Origin of the sequence: Providencia sp. PROV032 (genome assembly GCF_028484875.1) — a bacterium.
GTDB lineage: Bacteria > Pseudomonadota > Gammaproteobacteria > Enterobacterales > Enterobacteriaceae > Providencia > Providencia rettgeri_E.
Genome location: NZ_JAMPSX010000025.1, coordinates 65,520 through 89,313, shown reverse-complemented (window position 1 = coordinate 89,313; position 23,794 = coordinate 65,520). Strand labels below are relative to the sequence as shown.

The 23,794-nt window shown below is 37.9% G+C and carries 21 protein-coding genes, 1 tRNA gene and 1 pseudogene; 18 read left to right on the top strand and 5 right to left on the bottom strand.

Annotated features, from left to right (window positions below; translation table 11 throughout):
• Positions 1–888: 888 nt before the first annotated feature.
• Positions 889–1,288, top strand: a pseudogene (locus PSF42_RS20835) (transposase); the annotation flags it as partial.
• A gap of 21 nt (positions 1,289–1,309) precedes the next feature.
• Here the strand turns inward: PSF42_RS20835 and PSF42_RS16215 are convergent.
• The gene (locus PSF42_RS16215; protein WP_248466686.1) at positions 1,310–1,642 is read right to left on the bottom strand and encodes a helix-turn-helix domain-containing protein; all 333 of its coding nucleotides are present in this window, start codon (positions 1,640–1,642) and stop codon (positions 1,310–1,312) included.
• A 719-nt stretch (positions 1,643–2,361) separates the two neighbouring features.
• On the opposite strand from PSF42_RS16215, the gene PSF42_RS16210 reads away from it, so the two are divergent.
• From PSF42_RS16210 to PSF42_RS16140, 15 genes are all read left to right on the top strand, one after another.
• Positions 2,362–2,910 (top strand): fimbrial protein, encoded by a 549-nt coding sequence (locus PSF42_RS16210; RefSeq protein WP_125891361.1) that lies wholly within the window; start codon positions 2,362–2,364, stop codon positions 2,908–2,910.
• Between the two features lie 55 nt (positions 2,911–2,965).
• Positions 2,966–3,685 (top strand): fimbrial biogenesis chaperone, encoded by a 720-nt coding sequence (locus tag PSF42_RS16205; protein WP_272680368.1) that lies wholly within the window; start codon positions 2,966–2,968, stop codon positions 3,683–3,685.
• Complete coding sequence (locus tag PSF42_RS16200) at positions 3,666–4,220, top strand: fimbrial protein (RefSeq protein ID WP_272680367.1); 555 nt, start codon at positions 3,666–3,668, stop codon at positions 4,218–4,220. The genes PSF42_RS16205 and PSF42_RS16200 overlap by 20 nt, the downstream gene beginning before the upstream one ends.
• A gap of 60 nt (positions 4,221–4,280) precedes the next feature.
• A complete protein-coding gene (locus PSF42_RS16195) occupies positions 4,281–4,844 on the top strand; it encodes a fimbrial biogenesis chaperone (protein WP_272680366.1) in 564 nt (187 codons plus the stop codon).
• A 103-nt stretch (positions 4,845–4,947) separates the two neighbouring features.
• The gene (locus tag PSF42_RS16190; protein ID WP_272680365.1) at positions 4,948–5,694 is read left to right on the top strand and encodes a fimbrial biogenesis chaperone; all 747 of its coding nucleotides are present in this window, start codon (positions 4,948–4,950) and stop codon (positions 5,692–5,694) included.
• A 50-nt stretch (positions 5,695–5,744) separates the two neighbouring features.
• On the top strand, positions 5,745–8,333 hold the full coding sequence (locus tag PSF42_RS16185) for a fimbria/pilus outer membrane usher protein (protein ID WP_272680364.1): 2,589 nt from the start codon (positions 5,745–5,747) through the stop codon (positions 8,331–8,333).
• Positions 8,330–9,415, top strand: a complete 1,086-nt coding sequence (locus PSF42_RS16180) for a hypothetical protein (RefSeq protein WP_272680363.1) — start codon at positions 8,330–8,332, stop codon at positions 9,413–9,415. Before PSF42_RS16185 ends, PSF42_RS16180 begins: the two co-directional genes overlap by 4 nt.
• A 761-nt stretch (positions 9,416–10,176) precedes the next feature.
• Entirely contained in the window at positions 10,177–10,398 is a 222-nt protein-coding gene (locus tag PSF42_RS16175) for a helix-turn-helix transcriptional regulator (protein ID WP_004912445.1), read from the top strand.
• A complete protein-coding gene (locus PSF42_RS16170; protein ID WP_238789291.1) occupies positions 10,362–11,231 on the top strand; it encodes a hypothetical protein in 870 nt (289 codons plus the stop codon). The genes PSF42_RS16175 and PSF42_RS16170 overlap by 37 nt, the downstream gene beginning before the upstream one ends.
• A 22-nt stretch (positions 11,232–11,253) precedes the next feature.
• Entirely contained in the window at positions 11,254–12,273 is a 1,020-nt protein-coding gene (locus PSF42_RS16165) for a P2 family phage major capsid protein (RefSeq protein ID WP_164528649.1), read from the top strand.
• On the top strand, positions 12,270–12,803 hold the full coding sequence (locus tag PSF42_RS16160) for a GPO family capsid scaffolding protein (RefSeq protein ID WP_164528650.1): 534 nt from the start codon (positions 12,270–12,272) through the stop codon (positions 12,801–12,803). The genes PSF42_RS16165 and PSF42_RS16160 overlap by 4 nt, the downstream gene beginning before the upstream one ends.
• Before the next feature lie 69 nt (positions 12,804–12,872).
• Entirely contained in the window at positions 12,873–13,385 is a 513-nt protein-coding gene (locus PSF42_RS16155; RefSeq protein ID WP_164528651.1) for a host cell division inhibitor Icd-like protein, read from the top strand.
• A gap of 2 nt (positions 13,386–13,387) precedes the next feature.
• On the top strand, positions 13,388–13,615 hold the full coding sequence (locus PSF42_RS16150) for a hypothetical protein (protein ID WP_004912432.1): 228 nt from the start codon (positions 13,388–13,390) through the stop codon (positions 13,613–13,615).
• Positions 13,615–16,335: a DUF927 domain-containing protein gene (locus tag PSF42_RS16145; RefSeq protein WP_164528652.1), complete on the top strand. Its 2,721-nt coding sequence runs from the start codon at positions 13,615–13,617 to the stop codon at positions 16,333–16,335. Before PSF42_RS16150 ends, PSF42_RS16145 begins: the two co-directional genes overlap by 1 nt.
• Before the next feature lie 285 nt (positions 16,336–16,620).
• Positions 16,621–16,833 (top strand): ogr/Delta-like zinc finger family protein, encoded by a 213-nt coding sequence (locus tag PSF42_RS16140; RefSeq protein WP_164528653.1) that lies wholly within the window; start codon positions 16,621–16,623, stop codon positions 16,831–16,833.
• Between the two features lie 537 nt (positions 16,834–17,370).
• Here the strand turns inward: PSF42_RS16140 and PSF42_RS16135 are convergent.
• Positions 17,371–17,940 (bottom strand): baseplate complex protein, encoded by a 570-nt coding sequence (locus tag PSF42_RS16135; protein WP_004906882.1) that lies wholly within the window; start codon positions 17,938–17,940, stop codon positions 17,371–17,373.
• 106 nt (positions 17,941–18,046) lie between these two features.
• On the opposite strand from PSF42_RS16135, the gene PSF42_RS16130 reads away from it, so the two are divergent.
• On the top strand, positions 18,047–19,414 hold the full coding sequence (locus PSF42_RS16130) for a hypothetical protein (protein ID WP_272680362.1): 1,368 nt from the start codon (positions 18,047–18,049) through the stop codon (positions 19,412–19,414).
• Here the strand turns inward: PSF42_RS16130 and PSF42_RS16125 are convergent.
• A complete protein-coding gene (locus tag PSF42_RS16125; RefSeq protein WP_164528655.1) occupies positions 19,372–20,556 on the bottom strand; it encodes a tyrosine-type recombinase/integrase in 1,185 nt (394 codons plus the stop codon). The two genes, PSF42_RS16130 and PSF42_RS16125, sit on opposite strands and share 43 nt — an antisense overlap.
• Before the next feature lie 165 nt (positions 20,557–20,721).
• Positions 20,722–20,796, bottom strand: a tRNA-Arg gene (locus PSF42_RS16120).
• A 353-nt stretch (positions 20,797–21,149) separates the two neighbouring features.
• Here PSF42_RS16120 and mlaA point away from each other — a divergent pair.
• Positions 21,150–21,902, top strand: a complete 753-nt coding sequence (mlaA, locus tag PSF42_RS16115; protein ID WP_125891356.1) for a phospholipid-binding lipoprotein MlaA — start codon at positions 21,150–21,152, stop codon at positions 21,900–21,902.
• Between the two features lie 570 nt (positions 21,903–22,472).
• On the opposite strand, the gene fadL is transcribed toward mlaA, so the two are convergent.
• Positions 22,473–23,792 carry a long-chain fatty acid transporter FadL gene (fadL, locus tag PSF42_RS16110; RefSeq protein ID WP_272680361.1) on the bottom strand — a complete coding sequence of 440 codons (1,320 nt, stop codon included), beginning with the start codon at positions 23,790–23,792 and terminating at the stop codon, positions 22,473–22,475.
• Positions 23,793–23,794: the final 2 nt, after the last annotated feature.

The window sequence follows — 23,794 nt, the reverse complement described above, 5'->3', positions numbered from 1 at the left end:
ACCGGGGTTTGTGCCACCGAAAGGAGATACGGTAGCGTCGTCAGGTAATGGCAAATGGATACAACTTTTTAATGATACAGAGTTAGCGTAATTGCGGGTATGTAGCCGCATGTAGTTGAGTATAAGAGGGCGACGGGAGAAATCCCGTCTCCTACACGATTAAAATTTAATATTAGATGGGAAAAATATCACTGTCATTAGTGGTTATTAGTCCCTCCATATAAACAAACTGGGTATAACCAAAAAGGGACGTTTTTACAGTCTTGAATACATGTGTGCTGTCCCCACATTACGCAAGAAAAAGCGGGTGTAGTGGACAATAGTAGTACAGGGATTAGTAGGGTATAGAGTACTTTTTTCATAACAATCTCCGTAGAAACATAAAATATGGTTGTTATCTATTAAATACCACTAACATGAAGTAATAATCTAAATCACCTCAATGATTGAGTTAAATATAAAGTGGGATTAAATGCAAAAAAATACTCAAGTAAGAATCAAATTTAATAAGAATGAAATATTATTGTCATATTACTGTTATCTTTAGGTATGTAGAGCCACTCTTTAAGAAATGAATAAAAATGGTTGAAATAGTTCAGTAGAAAAATATTAATATTATGGGGTTACCTTATAATAAGGTATTAGATATTGGGTTAGGCTACAAGATAAGATCAGTGTATCTATCTAGCAAAATAGAGTAAAACCGTAATAGTTCGTTTGTTAATCAAATGAATGATACAAATATTAATCAAGAAAGGAATCTCTTAAAAGATATTCACTAGATTAAATGCATGAGTTTTAATATCTAAAAAGAGAGTGTAGCGGTAGTTTATATGTGCATTTTCTAGGTAATTTCTGATAATTTATTCAAAATTGATACTATTAGTTTATAGAGACTGTACTGCGGGTCTAAAAACCGTTTATCGCGCTACAACAGAAGCTCTCGCACTGATATTGTTGGCGAAACTCACTTTAATCTGAGATGAAATATACTCAAAAATTAGTGAAAGTTGGTACTCACTCTGAGAAAACGTGAATACATTTTTACTTATCCTGATGATATCCGCAAAGCGATTTATACAACCAATGCCATAGAGCCATTAAACAGCGTTATCCGTCATACGATTAAAGAACATAAGGTCTTCCCCAGTGGTGACTCTGTGCGGAAAGTGATTTATTTAGCAATTGAATCAGCTTCTAAAAATGGAGTATGCCAATTCAAAACTGGAAATAGTAAATGAGTCATTTTATTATTGATTTCGGTGACCGTCTAGACGGCCATATTTAATAAAAAGGTAAATACATAGAATTACTTACAGGGTTTATTTATACTCTTAATTGAGCACGTATCGCTACTCACGGTACTACTAATAATGCCTTCTCTTTCTAATTCAATTATCATCTTATTATATAAAGCTTCCTGCTCTGGCTTTATTATCTTCTCGACAAAGTCATCTATAGGAATATTTAATATATTCAATATATTAAAAACAACTTCGAGGCTTATCGTGTTAATACCCCGTTCATACCTTGAAACTTGTTGCTGACTTATAAAAATAAGTTGTGCTAGTTTTGCAGCTGAAATTCCTTGACTTTTTCTTACGTATCGAATGTACAATCCGATTTTTTTATTTAATCTCATATTATCTATCTATTTAAGTGGTTTACTTTTCAGGAGTGGAAATAATAGTTAAAAGTCACAATTGTGTAAACAATCATAATTGGATAAAAATATATTTTATTTATTTTTTAACGATGTTTTTGATTTTAATTTTCTTTAAAAATATAAGGTTAAGTTAAGTTGTAAATAAAGAAAAAATTATGTGTAAATTTTATTACATTATGGTTTGTTGGATTGTTTATAAGTTTGAATGAAATGGCTTTATATAAAATCTTAAATTTCATTTTCTTTTTTTGATGGTTAATTAAAGCGTAAATGATGTTTTGTTGTTAATTTTATTCTTACGCTGATTGTCATAATTAGTAGCATTGCTTCTGGAATTAGTTTATAAGCAATAAATACTAAAAGATATGTTTTATTTTTGTAAATATAGTATTTATTAATATTTTGATTTTAATTTTATATTCATTCATTGGGTTGATTTTTAATTGTTTTTATAATTCGAGTGTCTTTTTTTAAAAAAGTCATCTTTTAACGAATATTGCTGGATGTGTTTTTTTTAATTATAGTTATTAACGGGCCTAATACTTCATTGGGTTCATTTTCTCATTATTAATTTAATAAATTTACTGGCTCATTAATTTGAGATGAATGTCTTATTTCCCTAACCTATAGTTCTGATATCAATTATCAGAGCCTAAATAAACTATATATTAAACATTTAACATGAGTATTAATTTATGCGTAATTTAACATTTTTAGTTCCAACTGCTTTGATTTTATTATCAACTTCAGCTTTATCTAATGCGGCATCAAATGCGCAAATGACGATCACCGCTAATGTCGTTGCGGCGACCTGTGATGTGTCTGTATCTGCTGCGAATTTGGATTTAGGTAACTTTGCTCAATCACAATTTGCTACCCAAGCTGTGGCAACTCCGCTTTCTGCAAGCGTTAAAAACTTCACTATTGGTTTGAGTGGCTGTGAAAATCCCAAAGCCATAGGCGATACTGCAAATGTTGTGGTATCAGGCCAAACACTGGGAGGGAATACCAATATGTTTAATAGCACAGGAACAGATTCCGGCATCATGCTGAGTCTAGCGGGATCACCAACAACCTATATTACGAACCAAGAAAAAATTGAAATTGCGGATGCAAGTACTACGAACGCAAATGAGTTCAATGGAAAAACATTAGCATTTCAAGCAGGATTAGCAGCGACATCTACTACACCTCAAATTGGTGTAGTAAATGCACCAATTTTATTTAGCTTTGCTTACAACTAATTAAGTATGTAGTGAGTTTTTATAACTCACTACACTTATTTTTTGAGGTTTTTGAATGCAACGTATTTTTTCTACTATATTTTATTCTTTTATTGCATTGGGCGCGATGTGTTGTTCAATTCTTTCCTATGCCAACGGTTTTGGTATTAACGCCACTAGGTTGGTATATCCCGAAAGGAGCAAAGATATTAGTACAACAGTACGAAATACGACTGATAATGTTATTTATTTGGTACAGGCAGGAATAAGTCGGGCTCAAGATAGTATGGTGTCTGCTCCTTTTACGGTGACACCACCCTTATTTCGTTTGGAACCAAATAGCGTTAATCTAATTCGGATTACATTAAATGCAACTGACTTACCTAAAGATAGGGAATCTGTATTTTATTTACATACATCTGCATTACCAGCCAGTAAAAAAATAAATAATGAGCAGGCATCCGATGATATACCCGCAGCGATTCAATTTGCAGTGGGCAACATAATTAAGGTGTTTTATCGTCCAACCAATTTATTAACGACTTCAGAAGAAGCGCAAAAAAACCTGAAGTTTTTAGTCATGGAGAACGGATTAAAAGTTGTTAATGATTCCCCCTACTATGTCAGCTTATCTTCACTAACCGTTGGAGGAAAGAAAATACCATTAAATACTCCTGAAGAATTAATGATATCACCGTTCAGTAACCATGTATATCCAATGAAAAATACAGCCGGAGTTATTGAGTGGAAAACAATAAATGATATCGGAGGAAATAATGCTTATACAAGTCATTAAATGTATTTTAGCGGTAACTCTAGGCTTATTTTTAGTAGTACCACCTACATCAGCAATCATATTAAATTTTTCGGCAACAATTAATGAGGGTACTTGTACATTAAGTTTAGATAAATCAGCCCTATCTTTAGGGGATATTAGCCAGAATTCACTAACTGCAGAAACATTGGTGTCAGCTGAACCATTTACCTTACAAGTTACTGATTGTCAGGGAAGTAGCGTCAAAGGTTTAGTACCAATCGTTAAAGTGACGGGGACGGGTGTGACTCAAGACAATAAGTGGCTATTTCGACAGGATACTAGCTCGTCATCAGGGGCAGGTATTTTGGTCATTCAAAGTAATTCGGTGCCTAATTATAGCCAATCTGAGGTTAAAAATGGTGCAACATACCCGCTCGCGGCAGGGGGGCAAACACCTTTAAATCAAGAGCTTTCTTTTTATGCCGGAGTCAGTTGTGGTGGCAATAGTGGGTGCAGTGTCGTTAATACTGGGGTGGTAACGGCCAAGCTTCTATTTGAATTTAATTATCAATAACACAAAATGTGTAATATAAACCTTAGATACAATAAAAAAAGATTTTTTCTTATTATATTGATGTTATTAACACAGACTGTATATGCAAACTCGGGAGGAATTAGTCTCAGTCAGACACGGGTTATTTTTAATGAAGATAAAAAGTCTGTTCCATTAACAGTGAAAAATACGAGTGAAATAAACTACTTAATTCAAAGCCGAGTTTTAACCTCATTAAAAGAGACTATATCAAGTGATTTTATTATAACACCGCCATTATTTACTTTAAAAGCGGAGAGCCAGCAGGTATTACGAATTATAGCGGATAATTTGAATTTACCGACAAAACAAGAATCACTATTTTATATATCGGTAATTGGCATTCCTGCACAAAAAAAAGAGGAACAGGATGTGACTAAATTATCGATGGGTATTGCATTTAGTATTAAATTATTTTATCGGCCATTAGGCCTAACTGCTCCAAATGAAAAAATATATTGTAGCTTGTTGTTCAACAAAAAAAACAATGAAACAGAAATAGTCAATCCAACTCCCTATTATCTCACTATAGGGGAGCTAAAAATGAATAACCAAAAAATTGATTTGAGCTATGACGAATCAATGATTTCACATTTGGTTATTTAAAAATCCCTGAGAATTTTTTAGGGAAAACAGCTGGATGGAAAATCATTACTGATGCTGGTGGCTTATCACCTGAATGTCATCACCGTATTTGAGGGGTATGAAAGTGAAATTAAAATATATTTATCTGTTTATTTTTTCACTGCTGTTTTCTTCTGGCGTATTTTCAAAAAACAATGCTAAAGAAGAAGAGAATGGTGGTATTTCATTTTATGTATTACGCGTCATTTATATGCAAAGTGATAAAAATGGTGTGGTGTTGAAAATTCATAATAAAAGTAACAATGTTTATCTTCTTCAATCAAAGGTAGTTAATGTTATTCCAGAAACAGGGGACGCAGATATAGATAATACCTTACAGCAGGATGTTCCTTTTATTGTTACGCCACCATTGACACGTCTTGAAGCTAATAGTGAGTTAACACTTCGCATCCGTCGAAATAATAACCCAGTACCAAACGATAAAGAATCTGTTTATTACATCTCGATGCGAGCAATACCCGCTCAGGAAAATAAAACTAAAAACGATATCTCGATGGTGGTTGTGAATAATTTAAAGCTGTTTTACAGACCAGATGGTTTAAATAAACGTGGTGTTGTTGAAATGGCAGATAAATTGCAATTTTCAATCCGCAGTAACCAATTACAGGTTAGAAACCCAACGAAATATCAAGCGACATTTTCAGCTTTAAAGGTTGGTGATTATGTATTTGATAAAGCTGCATTGCGCCGAATGGTCCCTGCACAAGGAATACAAACTTATTCATTGCCAAAAGCGGTACAAGGGGAAGTGACTTGGCAATTAATCGATGAAGATGGCTGGAACACCAAAACCATAAGCCAAGGACTATAACCTTTAGTCAATCATCCAGTTTAATTATCGGAATTTATGGACGTCATCCCATGATGAAGAAAAAAAATAAAATGAGACTTTATCCCGTACTTATGGGGGTTTCTGTTTATACAGGGGCATCTGGTGTATTGGCTAAAGATTACTTTGACCCTAATTTATTGGCTCTGAGCAATGGGCAAACTGAAATTGCTGATTTAAGTTTCTATGAAACGTCAGGGCAAATCCCCCCTGGAACGTACTCTATCACACTATTGGTTAATGGAAGTGATAAAGGTCAATATGTCATTTCGTTCAAACCTAACCCGCAAGGTGTTGTGGAACCAGAAATGACGCCAGCATTATTAAATAAGGTCGGCATAGACACCGAACATTTACCTGCATTTCAGGGATTGGCGGTGGATAAACCTATCAATGATTTAAAGCAACTTATTCCAGATGCATCTTGGTCTTTTGATTTCCCTACATTGAGTTTTAAGTTGAGTATCCCACAAATTGCTATGCAACCTGCGGTACGTAATTATGTTGACCCTGAATTATGGGATCAAGGCATTCCAGCATTCATGATGAATTACAGCTTTAACGGTGGCCGTAACTGGCGTGATAGTGGCAAATATACGCCTTCATCTGAGCAGACAAACCTCTATGCCAATATTCGCAGCGGGCTAAACTGGCAAGCTTGGCGTCTTCGCAGTGATATGGTTTATAGTCGTAATGAAAACGCTACTAAGGGCCAAGGAACGAAAACCAACCAACGAACCCAGTTCAATAATACCTACGTGGCGAGAGATATTCAGCCATGGCGATCTGAAATTTTGATGGGGGAAAATAGCTCTGGTAATGATGTGTTCGACAGTATTCCATTTCGTGGCGTTAAGCTCAATTCCAATGAAGAGATGTTGCCTAACAGTTTAAGAGGCTTTGCACCTGTTATTAGTGGTGTAGCACAGTCTAACGCACGGATCACTGTCACACAAAACGGCAATATTGTTTATCAAACTTTTGTGGCGCCGGGGCCTTATCGCATTGATGATTTATACCCAAGTGGGCAAGGTGGCGAGTTAACGGCAACGATCACGGAAGCGGATGGTACGGTGAGAACACAGGACATTGCATACTCTTCACTACCGATTATGCAACGACCGGGTGGCTTTAAATATGAAGTTACTGCAGGGCGTTATAATGGAAATATCACGCACGGCTCTCGGGAATCGGATTTTGCGTTGGCAACGCTAGTTTATGGCCTACCCTATGACATCACGCTTTATGGCGGAAGCTTACAGGCTCAAGACTATATGTCTTTTATGGGCGGTGTAGGGTTATCGTTAGGGGATTTCGGCGCTATATCCTCTGATATCACGACTTCACGGGCAAACGTAAAAGCACAGACTAACACCCAATCTGGGAATTCATATCGGCTACGTTATTCCAAAAGCTTATTAAGCACAGGAACTTCCATTGATTTAGCCGCTTATCGTTATTCCACTCAAAATTATTATAGTTTTGCGGATTTTAATAATACAGGTTATCAGTTGAATGAAGACCAAGTTCCGTGGCGGCAATATCACCAGCGTTCAAACTTTCAGGTTCGTGTAAATCAAAATTTGAGGAATTACGGCTCCCTTTATTTATCTGCATCGCGTCAAGACTATTGGAATAATGGCCAAACTAATGACCAACTTTCTGCTGGATATAACAGTTCACTATATGGTGTGAACTATAGCCTGAATTACAGCATTGATCGGATAAAACAAGACAATAGCTGGCCTGAAAATCGACAATTTTCATTGAACCTTCAGGTACCTTTCAGCTTGTTTACCTCCACCGGTTCATTGAGTAACAGCTATGCCAATTACCAAATGTCACATAACAGTCAGGGAGATGTGCAACAACAGATAGGGCTAAGTGGCTCAACACTGGATAATCGCCTGTCTTATAACCTGAGTCATGGGCACAGTAATCGCGATATTGATGATACCAGCACGTTAAATCTCGGTTATCAGGGCAGCAAAGGTTCAGCCAACATGGGGTATAGCTACAGTAACCAATATCGTTCACTGAATATGAGTGCGAATGGTGGGGCAATCGTGCATTCAGAGGGGATTGTTTTCGGCCAAACCATCGGCAATTCAGCAGCGCTTGTGAGCGCGCCAGATACTAGTGGAACCTCGATTATGAGCGGTAATATTAAAACTGATAGCCAAGGGTATGCGTTGGTACCGTATTTGTCTAATTATCAAAAAAATAGCATCAATTTAAACCCAGCCACTTTACCTGAAGATGTGGATATCACTCAGTCAAGTGTCAATGTTTATCCAACGAAAGGGGCCATTGTGCGAGCAAACTTTAATACGCGGGTCGGTTATCAAGCATTAATTACGTTAAAACATCGTGGACAACTACTGCCATTTGGCGCCGTAGTGACAGTGAAAGACAGCTCTCATGAGAATAGTACAGGCATTGTCGGTGATGCAGGGCAGGTATACTTAAACGGTTTAAAGGATAGTGGAATATTGTCCGTTAAATGGGGAAACTCAGCATCTCAGCAATGCCAATCTGCATTTAATTTTGCCGCAATGGGTGATGCGATAGCAAGTCAGTCGATAAAAACCTTTAGTTTGGATTGTGGGGGGGGAAAATGAAAATAATAAAGCTAGTGGTATGTTGTTTGTTAGGGTTATCTTGCCTAAATATTCCAATGTCTCAATCCGAGACGATAACAATTGGTAAAGGTACAGGGGTTGTGTGGGAAGGGATGCCTTTTAATGTGACACTAGATAAGATGCTTTATAATTCCAGCTTGCAATTGAAATATGGTTTATTAGTCATTAGTTCTCATAAACAAGAATGTATGAGTAGTACTAATCTGACTAATATTGATGGTTATCCCGTACTAAAAATAACGGAAGGTGTTGGCTTGCTTCCAAGGGCAACAGGTGTTGTAAACTTTAAATTGTATAATGGTACGAGTGCCAGTCTAACTGGGACATTAGGATTACCGGAGACAGAGGGGATAGGAGTCAATAATGAAATTGTAACCTCCTCTCCTGGTTATGGGTGGTGCTTACCTCCATCAATGAGCCCAAGTTCTAATTTTTATGCCGCTATGGAACCTAGGGTTGTAAATATTGCAGGAAGCTGGGTAATGATAGCGGATGGAAGCCAGTCAAGTAGTGAAATACAATTGCAGCCAATGTATGCTGCTAGCCTAGCAGCTGGTACTGGGACAGGTGACCTTACTACAGCTATTTTACCGAGCAATATTACTCTTAGAGTTTCAACATTAGAATGTTCTGTTGACACAGTAACAGCAATTAATTTCGGATCGGTAAGTAGTAACACACAGCAAAATAGTGAATTGGCAACAGTAACCGCTCCATTGAACATAACCTGTGGTCAACCGACCGACCAAATAGATGCCAATATTAATGTGCAATTTCGTGCTATATCTGGGCTTTATAATAATACACCGACACAATTGAGCCTAGACCAAGGTGGTGGCTATATTACTGGTGAAATTAATAATGTAACAGGTAGCGGTGATTGTGGGTTAACTAGCGGAATTACTTTTGATAACCAACAAATTAAACTAGGCAATATTACCACGGCAGATTCAACGAAAGTATTGAATAATAATGTGACTTGGCGATTATGTTCTGGTGGAAGCAATTTACCAGTAGGGGATGTAACCGCTTCTACGGAAATGTTAGTGACATTTAACTAATCACATCCCATCACTTTAATTAGCTAGCAATAAGGGCTTGAATGGAACAAGCCCATATTTAAATTCAAATTCAGATTAAATTTAATTTTATGGTGCTAGATCCCACTAGAAGTTACTAGACCTTCTTGGAAGTCAAAAACAATTAACTGGTTGTTTTTGTTTGAAAAATTGGAAGTCTTGAGAGGTCTTTAGAAGTCGTACTGGTGTCCCCTGCAGGAATCGATTCCCTTAATTATCTTACTGATAAAATATAACTTTTATTTTAATTTTTATTTTTCTATACATAATTATATACATTCCGTTTGGAATCATGGTAATCCCTGTTTCAGAATTGAAATGTTCTGATTGTCAGCAAAACGTTATTTTTTCATATGAATCTTCCCGATTTATTTTATGAGAATGTCCCATCTATGAACACTCTGTTTTTTGGGGAGGAATACCTCATAAACAACAACTATATTTATCACATATCAATTTATTTACAAATATTTACAAAAAAGAAGGGCAATAATTTAGATGTATGCAAAAAAATAGTAGGAAGTGCAAATAAAACCAAATAAATGCAAATAGACACAATGGTTACTTTTTGAACATTATTGTTAATTACCGTTAACGGTTGTTAATTAGCTATCAGCTATTAATAGTTCAATAAAATTGAACGAGTTAAATATTCACTGACTTTACCAAATTAATATTCTATGCAAATATAACTGCATCTCACGAGATACAATAAAGTCTAAATTAATCTTAAAGGAATAAATATGAGTTTATTACCTACGGGTAATCTTAACTCCGAAAAAAGTCGGCTGTTAAGAATGCCAGACGTAATTTCATTAACTGGGCTACCTCGTTCTACTATTTATTTTAAAATGAAACATAAAGAGTTTCCTAGCCAAGTACAAATAGGATCACGTTCTGTTGCTTGGTTAGAATCAGAAGTACATGAATGGATAAACAACAATTTAAGGAAAAGGACATTATGAAAAATATATCTTATTACAAAGATGAAAATTTATCGTATATATTTAATTATAAGTTTGCATCTATAAATGATGATAGTAAAGATACTGGATTTATTATACGGACAATTGAGTTATATCGATTGTCTCAAATGAAAGATAAAATAAAACAGTTTTGTGAGCTAACTAACTTTGATTTTGATAATTTAATTCCTAGCGTGGAAGAAATTAAATTGTTGATAAAGCAAGGTGAAGGAGTTGTTTCTAACTATTCGAAACTCTCTGAAAAAGAAACGGCTGAATTGAATAGTTTAACAGAATACATGTCAAACCTAGAAAATGGAAAGCTCAAGAAGCCCGCCCACCAACCAAGCGCAAAAACATGGGCTGAAGATGCTTATCGGGCGATAGAGCGGCAACAAAGCCATGTTAAAAATGAAAATGATAAACTCAATAAAATTAATGGCCTTTACGGTTTATTAAAGCCTGTTATTGAATGGATGATATCAGAAAAAGTTAAAGGGATTAAATCTGATTTATTAAATGCGTTACCAAATCAACAGTGTCATTTAAATTCATTGATATCAGATATGAGTTGGGGGCATGAGCAATCATGTAAATTTATATTGGATGAAATGAGTACGTTTGAACAATGTATTGATAATGTTATAAGCAATTGTACTTTACCAAAAGATCCATATACATTAAGAAACACACCGACATACCGAATTGAATATTATAAGCATTATTACAGTAACAAAGAACCTCATTTAAAAGAAATATTAACCGCCAAAGAATTTGCTGAATCAATGGTTAATGCTGAGCGCAGATTACAACAAAAATTAAAATATCTATAATTTAAAATATAAGGAACATACTATGTACGTAACCACTATTCCAGATGTGGCAATGACTTTTCACGCCAATTTTACCCGTGGGGCTAATTATTTATCTGAAAATAGCCAGATGTTTTCTATTTCTGAGCCTTCTGAAAATTTATTACGTGTCGCTATTTCAGATGCCAGTTGGTTTATGAATCAATTAACGCTGGCAGATGTTAGCGAAGAACGCGGAAATACCATTAACCTTGGTGATAATACGCTTCACACAGGGCGTACTATCGCGACACGATTCCATAAGAATATTAATTTTGAAGGTATGCCTTATGTTTTAGAGGAAACAGATACCTGTGCCGCGATTTCGTTTGAGCAGATGTCCATGATTGCCAATAGCGGCAGCGGGGATGATGAACATTTTACTAAAGTGATGTCAGAATTATTTTCTAAAGCCGTTTCGTTGGACATGATACGCGTCGGTTTTAATGGTGAGTTTTGCGGTTATCCCACGAAGCCCGAGGTTTATAAACGCGGTCAGGATGTGAATAAAGGCTGGCACGCAATCGCAGCCGAATTTAACGAAGGTTCGCAAATAGTGACCGATAAAATTTTATTAGGAAAAGACGGTGCTTTCCCGAATTTAGATGCAATGGCTAACTATCTCATTATGAAAAAGATCCCCGAAGAATACCGTGAAGACCCGCGTTTAGTGGTGTTGGTGGGGGCAGAGTTAGCAGGGTTATACCGCGAGAAACTGTTCGCGGCATCCGATAAACCCGCAGATATTCAAGCAAGCCAAATGGCATTAAGTACCGTTGCAGGGCGTTTTGCCATTATTCCACCGTTTATGCCAGGTCGTCGTTTGGTCGTCACCACACTTGATAACTTGCATATCTATACACAAAAGCACACTCGCCGTTTTCGTGCTGAATTTGTGGACGATAGAAAGGTGTATGAGCATAGCTATCTACGCAATGAGGGCTATGGCTTAGGAGATGGGAATCTATATGCTGCCATTGATGAAAACGCCATCCAGATTGAAGAAGGGGTATTTTCACTATGAGTGAAAGGATTGAACCTCAATTAACGACTGTTTGGATTTGCGTGGCTACATCAGGGCAAACACTAGACGGGCGGCATATTGAGCCTAAATGGTTATTGGATATTGCTGATAGTTATGACCCCGCGTATTACACCGCGCTCATATGGGAAGAGCATAATCGAAAACTGGATAACTTGGGCGAAGTGTTAGCCGTTAAAGCGGAAGAGAGTAACGGAGAAACCAAGCTCTATGCACGTTTAAGACCCAATTTGAAGTTGGTGGAGTACAACAAACAAGGACAAAAATTGTTTTGTTCTATCGAAGTGGAAGAGGATTTTCGCGGACAAAAAGGCGTTTTTTATCTTGGTGGGCTGGCTGTCACGGATAGCCCATCCAGCGTGGGAACGAACCGTTTAGAGTTCAGTATTAACCGTTCTCATTTTTCACGTAAAAAGAGCCGTGTATCGCTCAGTTCACCCACTGCCTTTAATTTATCGGATGGATTAAAAGGCACTAAAAATCGGTGGTTCTCTGCCATTTCAGCAGGTTAAGAAATTAGCCCAGTTTCTCGCTGGGCTAATTCCTCTATTTATCAACAGTACATCAAGCTGGCTTCAATCATGAAAATAAAAAAGTTGCATCTATCTAAAGGGTTGGGCTATAGTTCTTATGCGCTAGCAAAATCTAGCGTCAGGATTGGAACCCTGAATATGTACAAGGCGACAGTAGACGCCTCATGCGTCTTTTTTTATGTCGTAAATAATGCCAACCATATGGCGAATTGCGCCTATTCGAATTCAATGGTGGCGTTGTTAGGGCAACCGAAAGGTTGGCTGGTCTCCTTGTACGCCAGTAGTTCCAACCCTCTCAACGTCACCACCCCTTTAGAGATTGGAACCTCTGGTGGTGACTCCTTAACCAAGTGCAAGGAGATCATCGTTATGATGGCTATCCCTACCCAAACTCAATTTAAATTTCTTTTCTTGTGTGTAAAACGTTCAGATATCACTGCAAAACCGTGCCGCCTTTCAGCGATAGCACCGACCGAACAAAGCGCAAGAAGTCTACTTGTTCGTGATTTTATTCTCTTATTCGCAGGTCGTTTACCTGTGGAATCAATAAAAGGGGAATAATCATGAAAAACAATCCTCTAAGAAATACGGTCATTTCCCCCGCAGGTGAGAAACAATTGTTAAGGGCTGCACAAATAGCCTCTTTTCTTTCTGATTTACTCGAAGCCAATGTGATTAGTGGATCTCCCCATGTATCCAGCGAGGGTATGGCGGCAGTCATGGAATGTTTAGCGGAGCAAGTTGAGCAGGTGATTACTGAAAGTAGCTTGATGAACAAGGACATTACATAATGAACAATCAAACTCATCAAAATTCTTCGATGGCACAAGCACGGACTCCATCAGTGAGCGATATTGTTAAATCTGCAAATGGTCGTTGGGGATATATTTTAAATAATTTGGGCGTCACCGTTCCTGATAATCATAAACATGGGGCTTGCCCGAAATGTGGCGGCAAAGACCGTTTTCGTTTTGATGATAAGAACGGGAAAGGCACATGGTTTTGTAATCACTGTGGCAGCGGTGATGGGTTGGATTTACTCAAATTAGTGACAGGGCAAGATATTAAAACCGCCTGTTTAGAAATTAATAAAATACTGCTTTTACCTGAATTCAAAAAAATAGCGCCAACCCAGATAAAAAAGGTTAGCGCTACTCGGGGCATTGAGTCATTTGAAAAGCTGAAAGCCTTGTCTCTTTCAGGGGAAAGCCAGTACCTAACAAATAAGGGCTTAACCAATCACCAATGCTTAATCATTCAGCAACACTATACACAAGGTGAGCTGAAATTTCCAATCGGTTCGTTATTGCTTCCGTTGGTTGATAACCTGTTTTTGGTGAAAGGCGGGCAACTAATCAGCCCAACGGGTGAGAAAGCCCTGTTATCTGGTTCTGCACTCTCTGGCTCCTTTATTATTGTGTCGGGTCAGGCACAAGAATCCCTTGAGCAAATCGTGATTACAGAGGGCTTTGCAACAGGCTTAAGCCTATCAAAAGTGATTGATTCGTTTATTGTGGCAGCGGTTGCCGCCACTAACCTAGTGAAAGTTGCTCAACAATTACGGGAACGCTACCCACAAGCAAAAATCATTATCGCGGGTGATAACGATTATATTGATGGGAAAGAAAATACGGGCAAATTGTGGGCAGAAAAAGCGGCTAAAGCGGTTGACGGTTGGATCACGTTACCACCCACCCATTACAAAGCGGATTGGGATGATTACCGCCAAGAAAACAGCACTGTTAAAGTGAAAGAAGCCTTTTTTGAGGAAATGACTTATTGCGGCAAAGATAAAGCCTATTTACCTCAAGGCTTTAGGCTGACTCAAGAATATTTGTGGTATGACAAATTGGTGAATAAATCGGATGGTGACACCGAGGTTAGAAACATCAAAATCAGTAGCCCGATAAAAGTTACCGCAATTACCTGTGATGCGGACGGCAGTAATTACGGCCGTTTATTGGAATGGGATGATACCTACGGAAATTGCCGTAAATGGGCAATGCCAATGGAAATGTTAAGCGGCAGCGGTGAAGAATTACGTCGTGTCCTTTTGGTGAACGGACTTTCCTATATCAATATTTCGGGGCAGGCTCGCGCGCATTTAATGGAATACATTTCATTGTGCCGACCAGAGAAAAAAGTCACTTGCGTCAATAAAACGGGCTGGCATGGCAACGTGTATGTCTTGCAGGATGAAGTGGTTGGAACAGGGGCAGATTCCGTTATTTTGCAAACCTCCAGTGTACAAGGTAAAGATTTTAGGGTTGCAGGCACTAGCGAGGAGTGGCGAGAGCATATTGGCAAATATTGCGTAGGAAACGCTAGGCTGGCGTTTTCTGTGAGTCTTGCCTTTGCATCATCATTATTAAAATTAGTCGGTGTGGGGGGCGGTGGCTACCATTTAAAAGGCGAATCAACAGACGGTAAGACCACCACAATGAAAGTGGCGGCTTCGGTTTGTGGTGGTACGGATTACTGGTACACATGGCGGGCAACAGGTAATGCGCTTGAGGGAACGGCTTGCCGTCGTAATGACGCTACGTTAATGCTGGATGAAATCCGCGAAGTGGACGGACGCGAAGCGGGTAACATTGCTTACATGCTGGCAAATGGTCAAGGTAAAGCCCGCGCAAAAACAGACGGCAGCGTCAGAGAAACAAATCGCTGGAACCTACTGTTTCTCTCAACAGGCGAACTGTCATTGGTTGAACATGCCGCCAATGCGGGCGAACGCACCTATGCAGGGGTTGAAGTCCGTATGATACAAATCCCCAGTGATTCGGGTAAACACGGTGTATTTGAGGATTTGCACCAGTTTGCGAGTGGTAAAGCCTTAGCGGAGCACCTTGAGCAAGCCGTCACGAAATATCATGGCTCTCCGTTCCGTGATTGGCTGAAATATCTCACCAATGATTTAACGTTTATTTCCAGTACGGCTAAAGCGTTATTAAAAGAGTACACCGCTAAATTGACGCCTGAAAATGCAGGGAATCAAGTCGGGCGAGCTATCACGCGCTTTGCGCTTGTGGCAATGGCGGGGGAAATTGCCACATTAGCGGGGATTACAGGCTGGAAAGAAGGTGAAGCCTTTACAGCCGCAAAAACCTGTTTAGATGCATGGATGAATGAACGTGGTCATACCGCTAATCAGGAAGACATGACCGCGTTAGAACAAATCACCGATTTTATTTCACGTAATCAATTTAGCCGCTTTGCCGATTGGTATGACGAAAACAGCCGTCCGATGAACATGATGGGCTTTCGTCGTGTCGAAAAAGGGGTATGCAACCAAGAACCAACAATTCAATTTTACGTATTACCGACGGCATGGAAAGAAATCTGCAAAGGTTTTGACGCTCGAAAGGTGGTGCGTTTGTGTATTGAGAAAGGCTGGCTTGAAACGGGGAACGATGGGAAAGCCCAAACCAGTATACGCCTACCAGAAATAGGGGTGAAACGGGTGTACGTCTTTAACAGTGAAGTCCTCGGTTCATCGGATATTCTCTAATAAAAACTGACCATCTTATATTTTTAGTGTAACAGGTGTAACAAGGGTTACAGATATGATTTAAAAGGATTTTATCTGTTACACTTTTTGTTTTTAAATGGGTAACAAGGTGTAACACGTTAGCGATTGTTACACCTGTTACACCTTGAATTTTTGAAAGTGTAACAAAATAAGTTCTTATTATTCAAGGCTGTAACCCTTGTTACACCTGTTACCCTTTAAAATAGCAAGGTATGTATTTAATTGGCTTTATTCTGGAAGGCATTAAGGAAAAGGTGATTAACCATGCGAGTCATGAAAGTGTACTGTCCTGTTTGCGGTGAACAGGCAACAATTCGAAAAATTCAAATGGAGGGCGTTGATAACATTCCTCATATTTACTGTTCCTGTAATGATTTTGAATGTGGTCATACTTACATGTTAACCCTGACTTTCTCACACACGATACAACCAAGTAATTTGAAGTCAGCCAGTAACCAACCTATTTTGCCGTTATGATTGATTTGTATTTTACGTGGCTATCTCACAGTAATTTTTTGAAGTAGTCACTTAAACGTTAAGTGTCATTTAGCAAAATAAATTTCATTCGATTTCAGTTTTTCAATTCTCCGCAACCCGCATAAAAACTGGCTTTTCAGTTTTTATGCGGTGCATTCGCTCAAGTAAAAATCTCACGTAAAATAGAAAAATCATTTTATTTCAATTGGTTGTACTGTCATTCACTAAACGCACTCCACCTGAAAACTGAAATTTACTGAAAATCTTTTCACATATTTCAGTTTGAGATTTTCGGCAACGCCCTAGTATTGGCGCGGCTTGGCGATAGGGTTTGTAGAATTTTAAAACTGAAATAATTTTTAGATCCAAATTGTGCAGGCGGGTGCGGTGTAGTGCGTTTTACGTGGTAAAAACTTTTCATTCGTGCTCACTGTGATTCGCTAGTCAGTCACAGTGAGCACGGCTCTTATATTGATTGGGGAGGTGCATCTTGATAATTAGAGGGCTTACAGTGGCGGATAATGCAAATTACAAGGGTCATGCAGGGCCAATCCAATCCCTATCAACTTTTTGTAAGATTTTTTCCCATGCATTTAACTCAACGTCATCTTCTTTAGTTGGTGTGGTAGGGGCTTTCGGATTACCCGTTTGTACTTTAGCTTTAACTTTACTCACGGCTCTAATTTCTTTTTTCTCAGAAACAGATAAATGTTCTCTTAGCGTAAAAGAAACTTGCCAAGCCATTTGCCCATTAATTTCAGACGCATCGATATTTCCGGTAAATGTACCAATCCGAAAATTTACCGATTTAGCGGTATGATTCGCTACTCGATAGCGTTTAAGTTTGCCGTTCTCTTTCGCTTCTGCGAGTGTAAATAATCGGGCTAAGGTAGCCCCATCCGTAAAATTAATAACCCCAGTGATACGAAGTTCCTTTGGCTTAACACCTTGTTCTGCTACTGCTGTGCTGGATGTTTGTCCTGATTGGTCTTTATCTTGGAATTGAACGGATAGGCTTACTTTGATGTTTTTCAGTGGAATGGCTTCACCATCAAGGGCGAATGTGATTGTTGGATTTTGTGTAACGGGTTGGTTTTGTTGCATCATAATTTATTCCTTTAATAGTGATATTTCGTATCCTGCGAGCTGTGTTAATATCATGAAACCAGAAAAAACACACTAATATCTTAGTATTTTAAATTTGGGTAAAACAATGGAATATCAATTAACAGATTTAGATGAATTATTATCTGGAGTGAAAAATTTACATTCTAAGGGATATTTGAAAGAGGCAATCGTTTCTTACAGGGCAGGCGCATATAGAGCAGCTGTAACGTCGACATGGATTGCTATTTGTGTTGATGTTATACAAAAAATACTAGAACTTGCTAATACAGGAGATCCTGAAGCTATAAAGCTAAAAAGCCAACTAGATAATATTAATTCAAATAATGTTGCAGGAATGTTGAGTTTTGAAAAAGATATACTAAAAGTAGCTCAAGAAGATTTGGAAATAATTTCTTTGATTGAACGTACTCAACTTGAACGAATTCAATTTGATAGGAACATATGCGCCCACCCAACATTTTCACCTGATGGAGTTCAGTTTGTGCCGAAGTCTGAACTAGTTCGAGCCTATATAGTAATGGCAGGTAATTATCTTTTATGTGTAAGTCCAGTTAACGGTAAGGCTATATTAGATATTATTTATACATTTATAAATAGTAATTCTTTTCCTGATGATGAAAATAAAGCATTTAATACACTTAATTCAGAAAGATACTTAGGCAGAGTTAAGAGCTCTGTATTCAGAAATTTATTTATAATGATTTTTAAAAGAATATTTAGAGATGATAAGGTCGTATCAGAAGCTTTAATGAGAAACATGATGTATTCCATTTCTACAATAGAAAGGTTAAATCATAATATTTATAAAGATGTCAGTAAAGAAAAATTCATTCCATTAATTGCAGATGCTGTGGATGATAACTTTGAAAGATTATTTCGAGTCCTTTACTACAAACCAGAACTATGGCAATTAGCAGATGACGCGATAAAAAATAGGCTTGAACAATTATTAAAAAATATGAATGTAAACAGCTTATTAGAAAATAAAGTTAATGCTATTGTTGATTTAACTTCAGATATGACTAGTTCGTTTTTATACAATATAAATAGACTTGATTTTAATAACAAAAAGCTTATTTATAAAGCTCTTCCCTGCAAAGCATTGGCTTTAAATGTTGTTGATTTATTTATAGAATCAAGCAGCTTCAATGAGGCATTTAATAACGGTTTAATTTTATTGGAATATAGCCAATACTTTACAGATGAACTTCTAAATAAAACTTTAAATGGGACACTTGATAATTCAGCTTTTGCTGGTATTAACCAAATAATATGGGCTACAGGAATAGATGATATATTATCTAATTTATATAACAAAACAAAGAAAAGTAATGTTTCTAATCACTCAAGTATTTGGATAAAGTTCAGAGGTGAACTTGAAGAAAAAGGAGCTAACACAACCAAAATTGATCAATTAATGACTGATGATGGTTTGATCACTATATCCGAGTAATTATTCATCATTTTAATTCTACCTTCTAAGTACAAAGCGTGATTATAAATTCCACGGATGGAATTTTTATCAACATGAGCAAGCTGTAATTCAATCCATGCACTATTAAAGCCTTTCTCATGCAAAATTGTGCTCATCATATGCCTAAACCCATGACCTGTTAGTCTACCTTTGTAGCCAATTTTAGCGATAACCTTATTTATGCTAGCTTCGCTAATAGGTTTTCTAGCATCATTCCGACCCGGAAAAAGTATTGGATAGTTACCCGTAATCACTTGTAGCTTGCCAAGGATCTCTATAGCTTGTGGTGACAGGGGCACTAGGTGAGGTCGACGCTTTTTCATGCGCTCTTTAGGTATTTCCCAAATTGCATTTTCAAAATCAAATTCTGACCATTCAGCGAGCCTCAATTCTACAGTTCTAACACCAGTAAGCATTAATAGCTGGGTAGCATATTTAGTTACTTTGCTGCCTTGGTAGTTATTCAGCGCTTTGACAAATTCAGGAATTTCATTTTCACGTAGGAACGGAAAGTGTTTAGTTTCTGGCTTGTTCATAGCTCCGGCTAAATCGGGAGCAGGATTATATTTTACTCTTCCTGTAATGACTGCATATCTAAATACTTCACCACAACGGCGACGAATCTTGCTTGCTTGTTCAAGTGCGCCACGCTTTTCTATCTTCTGTAGAACGGCAAGTAATTCTAATGGCGCTATTTGGTCTATCGGTCTACTTCCAATATAAGGAAAAACGTCATTTTCAAAGCAACGCAATATTTCACTTGCATAGCCTTTTGTCCAAGTAGAACATTTGGAGGAGTGCCATTCCATTGCAACAGCTTGGAATGTATTCTCTGTGGCATATTTAAGGGCTATCTTTTCTGATTTACGTGCATCACTAGGATTGATGTTTTCTGATAGCTGTTTTTTTGCTTCGTCTCTTTTTCTTCTGGCATCAGCTAAAGATACTTGGTCATAAGTACCTAAAGAGATCATCTTGGGTTTGCCTGCAAATCGATAACGAAAACGCCAGCCTTTAGAGCCATTTGGCTCAATAAGCATTGATAAGCCGTTACCATCATTCAAGGTATACGCCTTATCTTTAGGCTTTGCTTTACGAATTTGGATGTCTGTTAGCAGCATAATGTGTATAGTTTTCCCATTGAACCTAGACCTATACTCAATAATATACACATTAGCACTTAGATTCCACTAAACAATACAAGACAACACTAGACAATGAAAGTGTTTAACTTACTGGTTTTAATGTGAAAATTAGATGTTATAAGATATTTTTAGAAGTAGTCATGGTGTCCCCTGCAGGAATCGAACCTGCAACTAGCCCTTAGGAGGGGCTCGTTATATCCATTTAACTAAGGGGACTTTTGGCGTCGTAATTACGACAGCGAAGGCATTTTACTGTTCAGGTCTAATTGAATCAAGTTGTTACGGACAAATAATCGAATTTATCTTCCATAAATATTTATTTGGCTGTTTTTCATTCGAAAATAGGGTGGTTATCATCTTTATGGTTGAGTGGGCACATTTCTATTTTGTACTAATTGTCCAATTTTCTTATAATAAGAATATTATTAAATGGCGTATAATTAACCTTTATGATAATCGAATAACTCAAAAGGATTAACATAATTCTTTTTTTCGCCTTACTATAAGCAAAATAGTTATTACAGTGGAAAAGTACCGCAGTAGGACGGTACAGGGAATGGAGAAGTGTTATGAAGTTTCGCATGACGGGCGTTTTTCTGGCAGGGGTGCTAATTGCAGGTTGTGCAAGTAGCATTGACCCAGAAACACATGAGCGTTCAGACCCCTTAGAAGGGTTTAACCGAGCAATGTTTAATTTCAACTATAACGTCCTTGACCCTTATGTTTTGAGGCCAGTTGCTGTTGCTTGGAATGATTATGTCCCGATGCCTGCCCGTAATGGATTAACCAATTTTTTTGTTAACCTTGAAGAACCTGCAAGTATGTTAAATAGCTTTCTGCGTGGGGAAGTGACTCAAGGTTTCAAACATTTTAACCGCTTCTTCCTTAATACTGTCTTTGGTATGGGGGGACTCATTGATGTGGCGACAATGGCAAACCCTCAATTAGCGAAAGAAGAGCCAAAACGTTTTGGTAATACCTTAGGCTATTACGATGTGGGCTATGGTCCTTATGTGGTGTTACCGGGGTATGGTAGTGCAACACCGAGGGAACAAGGGGGTGACTTAGTTGATGATTTATATCCAATGCTAAGTTATCTCACATTTTGGATGTCAGCGGGTAAATGGGCACTAGAAGGGATTGAAACCCGAGCAAGGTTATTAGATTCAGATGGATTATTGAAGAACTCTTCAGACCCGTATTTAATGATGAGAGAAGCTTATTTTCAACGTAATGATTTCTTATCAAGTGGTGGTGCGTTAAAAGCCATGGAAAACCCAAATGCAGCAGCAATTGAAGACCAGCTTGATTCGATAGATTAGTAAATTGAATTGTTTTGGAAGGTTTATCACTCTCTTGTATATGCATGATACTAGAGAGTGATAAATAAAAAACTAATCATTGTCTCGCTTTCCTCGTTGAGAGACGGTGTCAATTAAGGCTATTACCCCTAATACACCAATAAAACCGACAGTAAACAGTGTTCCCATACAGCCTCCTAAGTTTTCGTCATTGTTGCCTCTTTTACACGCCTTCGCGGCAGTAGCCAATAATAGAATATAGCGTTATTAATACAGTTTGATGAAAGGCCATATATATTAGTGGGTATCATCAATATAAATTATGCTATTGAGTTGTACTTGCAAATAAGAACATTCAGAGAACGAATGATAATCTAATGAAATATAAAGCGATTTATCTTAAAAATGCGATAGTATGTATTTTATAAAGAAATGATGAGGTGAACTCATGTGATTAACATTTAATTTACATATGATGCGGGTTAGGGTCAAGAAAATTTATGTTAAGTTTTGAAAATGAGTGGGATGGAGCAATTGACATTGATAATAGTATCAGGGAGAGGACTCCCCGATACTTAAAAATTCGATTGATTAGAACGTATAGTTGAAGTTTACACCGTATAACCAAGCAGAACCTTCAGATTTGAAATGATATGCTGGAAGGATACTTTCAGGAACATCTTCACTTAATCTTTCTTTAATATCCACTTTTTTACCGTGCATATAAGAAATCCCTACATCAACAGACGCATTTTCATTAAATGCATAAGTGGTACCAGCACTTAACCAGTAACGGTCTTGGTCAGGAATAGAAATAGAACGGTAATCTGAACGTACAGGCGTTTGGTCGTAGGCAATACCGGTACGGAATGTCCAGTTATCATCATAAAAATAGGTGGTACCGAGTGCTAAACGCCAAGCATCTTTAAAGTGCTCAGGTTTATGGAATAACTGTTCGCCATCACTTTTTCTATAGGCGGTTAATTCTTTAAATTCACTCCAGCCAGTATAGGCAACGCTATAGTGTAAAGCCCACTTAGGCGCAACTTTATGGTACCCAGAGAATTCCCAAATATCTGGTAAATTAAGGTCTAACTTACCTTTGATTTTTTCGCCCCCAGTACCATGCAACTGAGTTATTGATTTAGGTATGTCATTGGAATATTTGCCATCTTCAAACTTAACTTTAACTTTAGAACGATAGCTTAAACTTAAACGGTTATCATCATTGATTTCATACAAAATACCCGCATTCCAGCCATAACCCCAATCATCCCCTGTTAATTTAGCCATGGTAGTGCTGGCAGGGAACGAAGGTAAGCCTAATTTAGGTGCTAGGGCGCCAAGGTCACCTGCATGACGAGTAATTTCTGCATCGGCATATACCGCGTTCACGCCCAAGCCAAAACTGAAATTGTTATTTACGCGGTATGCACCACTTAGGTTCAGGTTAACAGTTTTTAGGTCTGTTTTACCGCCAATAGGGCCTGCAGCATAATTTTTATTAAAATCAGTGGCTAAACCAAAGTTGGTGGTCATTGAAGTACCAACCGCCCATTTGTCATTAACTGGGAAGATAAAGTGAGCATTGGGTACTACAGCGCTTGGCGCAATATCATTTGCTGTTGTATTACTACCAAGTAAAGAGCCTCCTTTACCTTTAATATCAACACTTGGGTCAATATAAACGGCACCAACAGAAAGAGAAGGACGATCAAACAACATCATGGCAGCAGGGTTTCGGCTTCCCTCACTTGCGTTGTCGCCCATCGCACCCGCCCCAGAAAACGCGCGTCCCAGTGCGGATGTAGAATATTCATTAAGCAAAAAACCAGCCGCGCCTGCGTTGGATGATACAATTGCCACTGCTATTGCTAAAGCTGATCTAGAAAACAGGTTTTTCTGGCTCATGA

What these genes read in the sequence shown, in the direction of transcription:
- fadL (WP_272680361.1), bottom strand. Translation starts at nt 23,792, where the DNA reads ATGAGCCAGAAAAACCTGTTTTCTAGATCAGCTTTAGCAATAGCAGTG.
- PSF42_RS16175 (WP_004912445.1), top strand. Translation starts at nt 10,177, where the DNA reads ATGAGTTTATTACCTACGGGTAATCTTAACTCCGAAAAAAGTCGGCTG.
- PSF42_RS16150 (WP_004912432.1), top strand. Translation starts at nt 13,388, where the DNA reads ATGAAAAACAATCCTCTAAGAAATACGGTCATTTCCCCCGCAGGTGAG.
- PSF42_RS16165 (WP_164528649.1), top strand. Translation starts at nt 11,254, where the DNA reads ATGTACGTAACCACTATTCCAGATGTGGCAATGACTTTTCACGCCAAT.
- PSF42_RS16125 (WP_164528655.1), bottom strand. Translation starts at nt 20,556, where the DNA reads ATGCTGCTAACAGACATCCAAATTCGTAAAGCAAAGCCTAAAGATAAG.
- PSF42_RS16170 (WP_238789291.1), top strand. Translation starts at nt 10,362, where the DNA reads ATGGATAAACAACAATTTAAGGAAAAGGACATTATGAAAAATATATCT.
- PSF42_RS16195 (WP_272680366.1), top strand. Translation starts at nt 4,281, where the DNA reads ATGTTATTAACACAGACTGTATATGCAAACTCGGGAGGAATTAGTCTC.
- PSF42_RS16210 (WP_125891361.1), top strand. Translation starts at nt 2,362, where the DNA reads ATGCGTAATTTAACATTTTTAGTTCCAACTGCTTTGATTTTATTATCA.
- PSF42_RS16200 (WP_272680367.1), top strand. Translation starts at nt 3,666, where the DNA reads ATGCTTATACAAGTCATTAAATGTATTTTAGCGGTAACTCTAGGCTTA.
- PSF42_RS16140 (WP_164528653.1), top strand. Translation starts at nt 16,621, where the DNA reads ATGCGAGTCATGAAAGTGTACTGTCCTGTTTGCGGTGAACAGGCAACA.
- PSF42_RS16135 (WP_004906882.1), bottom strand. Translation starts at nt 17,940, where the DNA reads ATGATGCAACAAAACCAACCCGTTACACAAAATCCAACAATCACATTC.
- PSF42_RS16160 (WP_164528650.1), top strand. Translation starts at nt 12,270, where the DNA reads ATGAGTGAAAGGATTGAACCTCAATTAACGACTGTTTGGATTTGCGTG.
- PSF42_RS16180 (WP_272680363.1), top strand. Translation starts at nt 8,330, where the DNA reads ATGAAAATAATAAAGCTAGTGGTATGTTGTTTGTTAGGGTTATCTTGC.
- PSF42_RS16205 (WP_272680368.1), top strand. Translation starts at nt 2,966, where the DNA reads ATGCAACGTATTTTTTCTACTATATTTTATTCTTTTATTGCATTGGGC.
- PSF42_RS16130 (WP_272680362.1), top strand. Translation starts at nt 18,047, where the DNA reads ATGGAATATCAATTAACAGATTTAGATGAATTATTATCTGGAGTGAAA.
- PSF42_RS16185 (WP_272680364.1), top strand. Translation starts at nt 5,745, where the DNA reads ATGATGAAGAAAAAAAATAAAATGAGACTTTATCCCGTACTTATGGGG.
- mlaA (WP_125891356.1), top strand. Translation starts at nt 21,150, where the DNA reads ATGAAGTTTCGCATGACGGGCGTTTTTCTGGCAGGGGTGCTAATTGCA.
- PSF42_RS16215 (WP_248466686.1), bottom strand. Translation starts at nt 1,642, where the DNA reads ATGAGATTAAATAAAAAAATCGGATTGTACATTCGATACGTAAGAAAA.
- PSF42_RS16145 (WP_164528652.1), top strand. Translation starts at nt 13,615, where the DNA reads ATGAACAATCAAACTCATCAAAATTCTTCGATGGCACAAGCACGGACT.
- PSF42_RS16155 (WP_164528651.1), top strand. Translation starts at nt 12,873, where the DNA reads ATGAAAATAAAAAAGTTGCATCTATCTAAAGGGTTGGGCTATAGTTCT.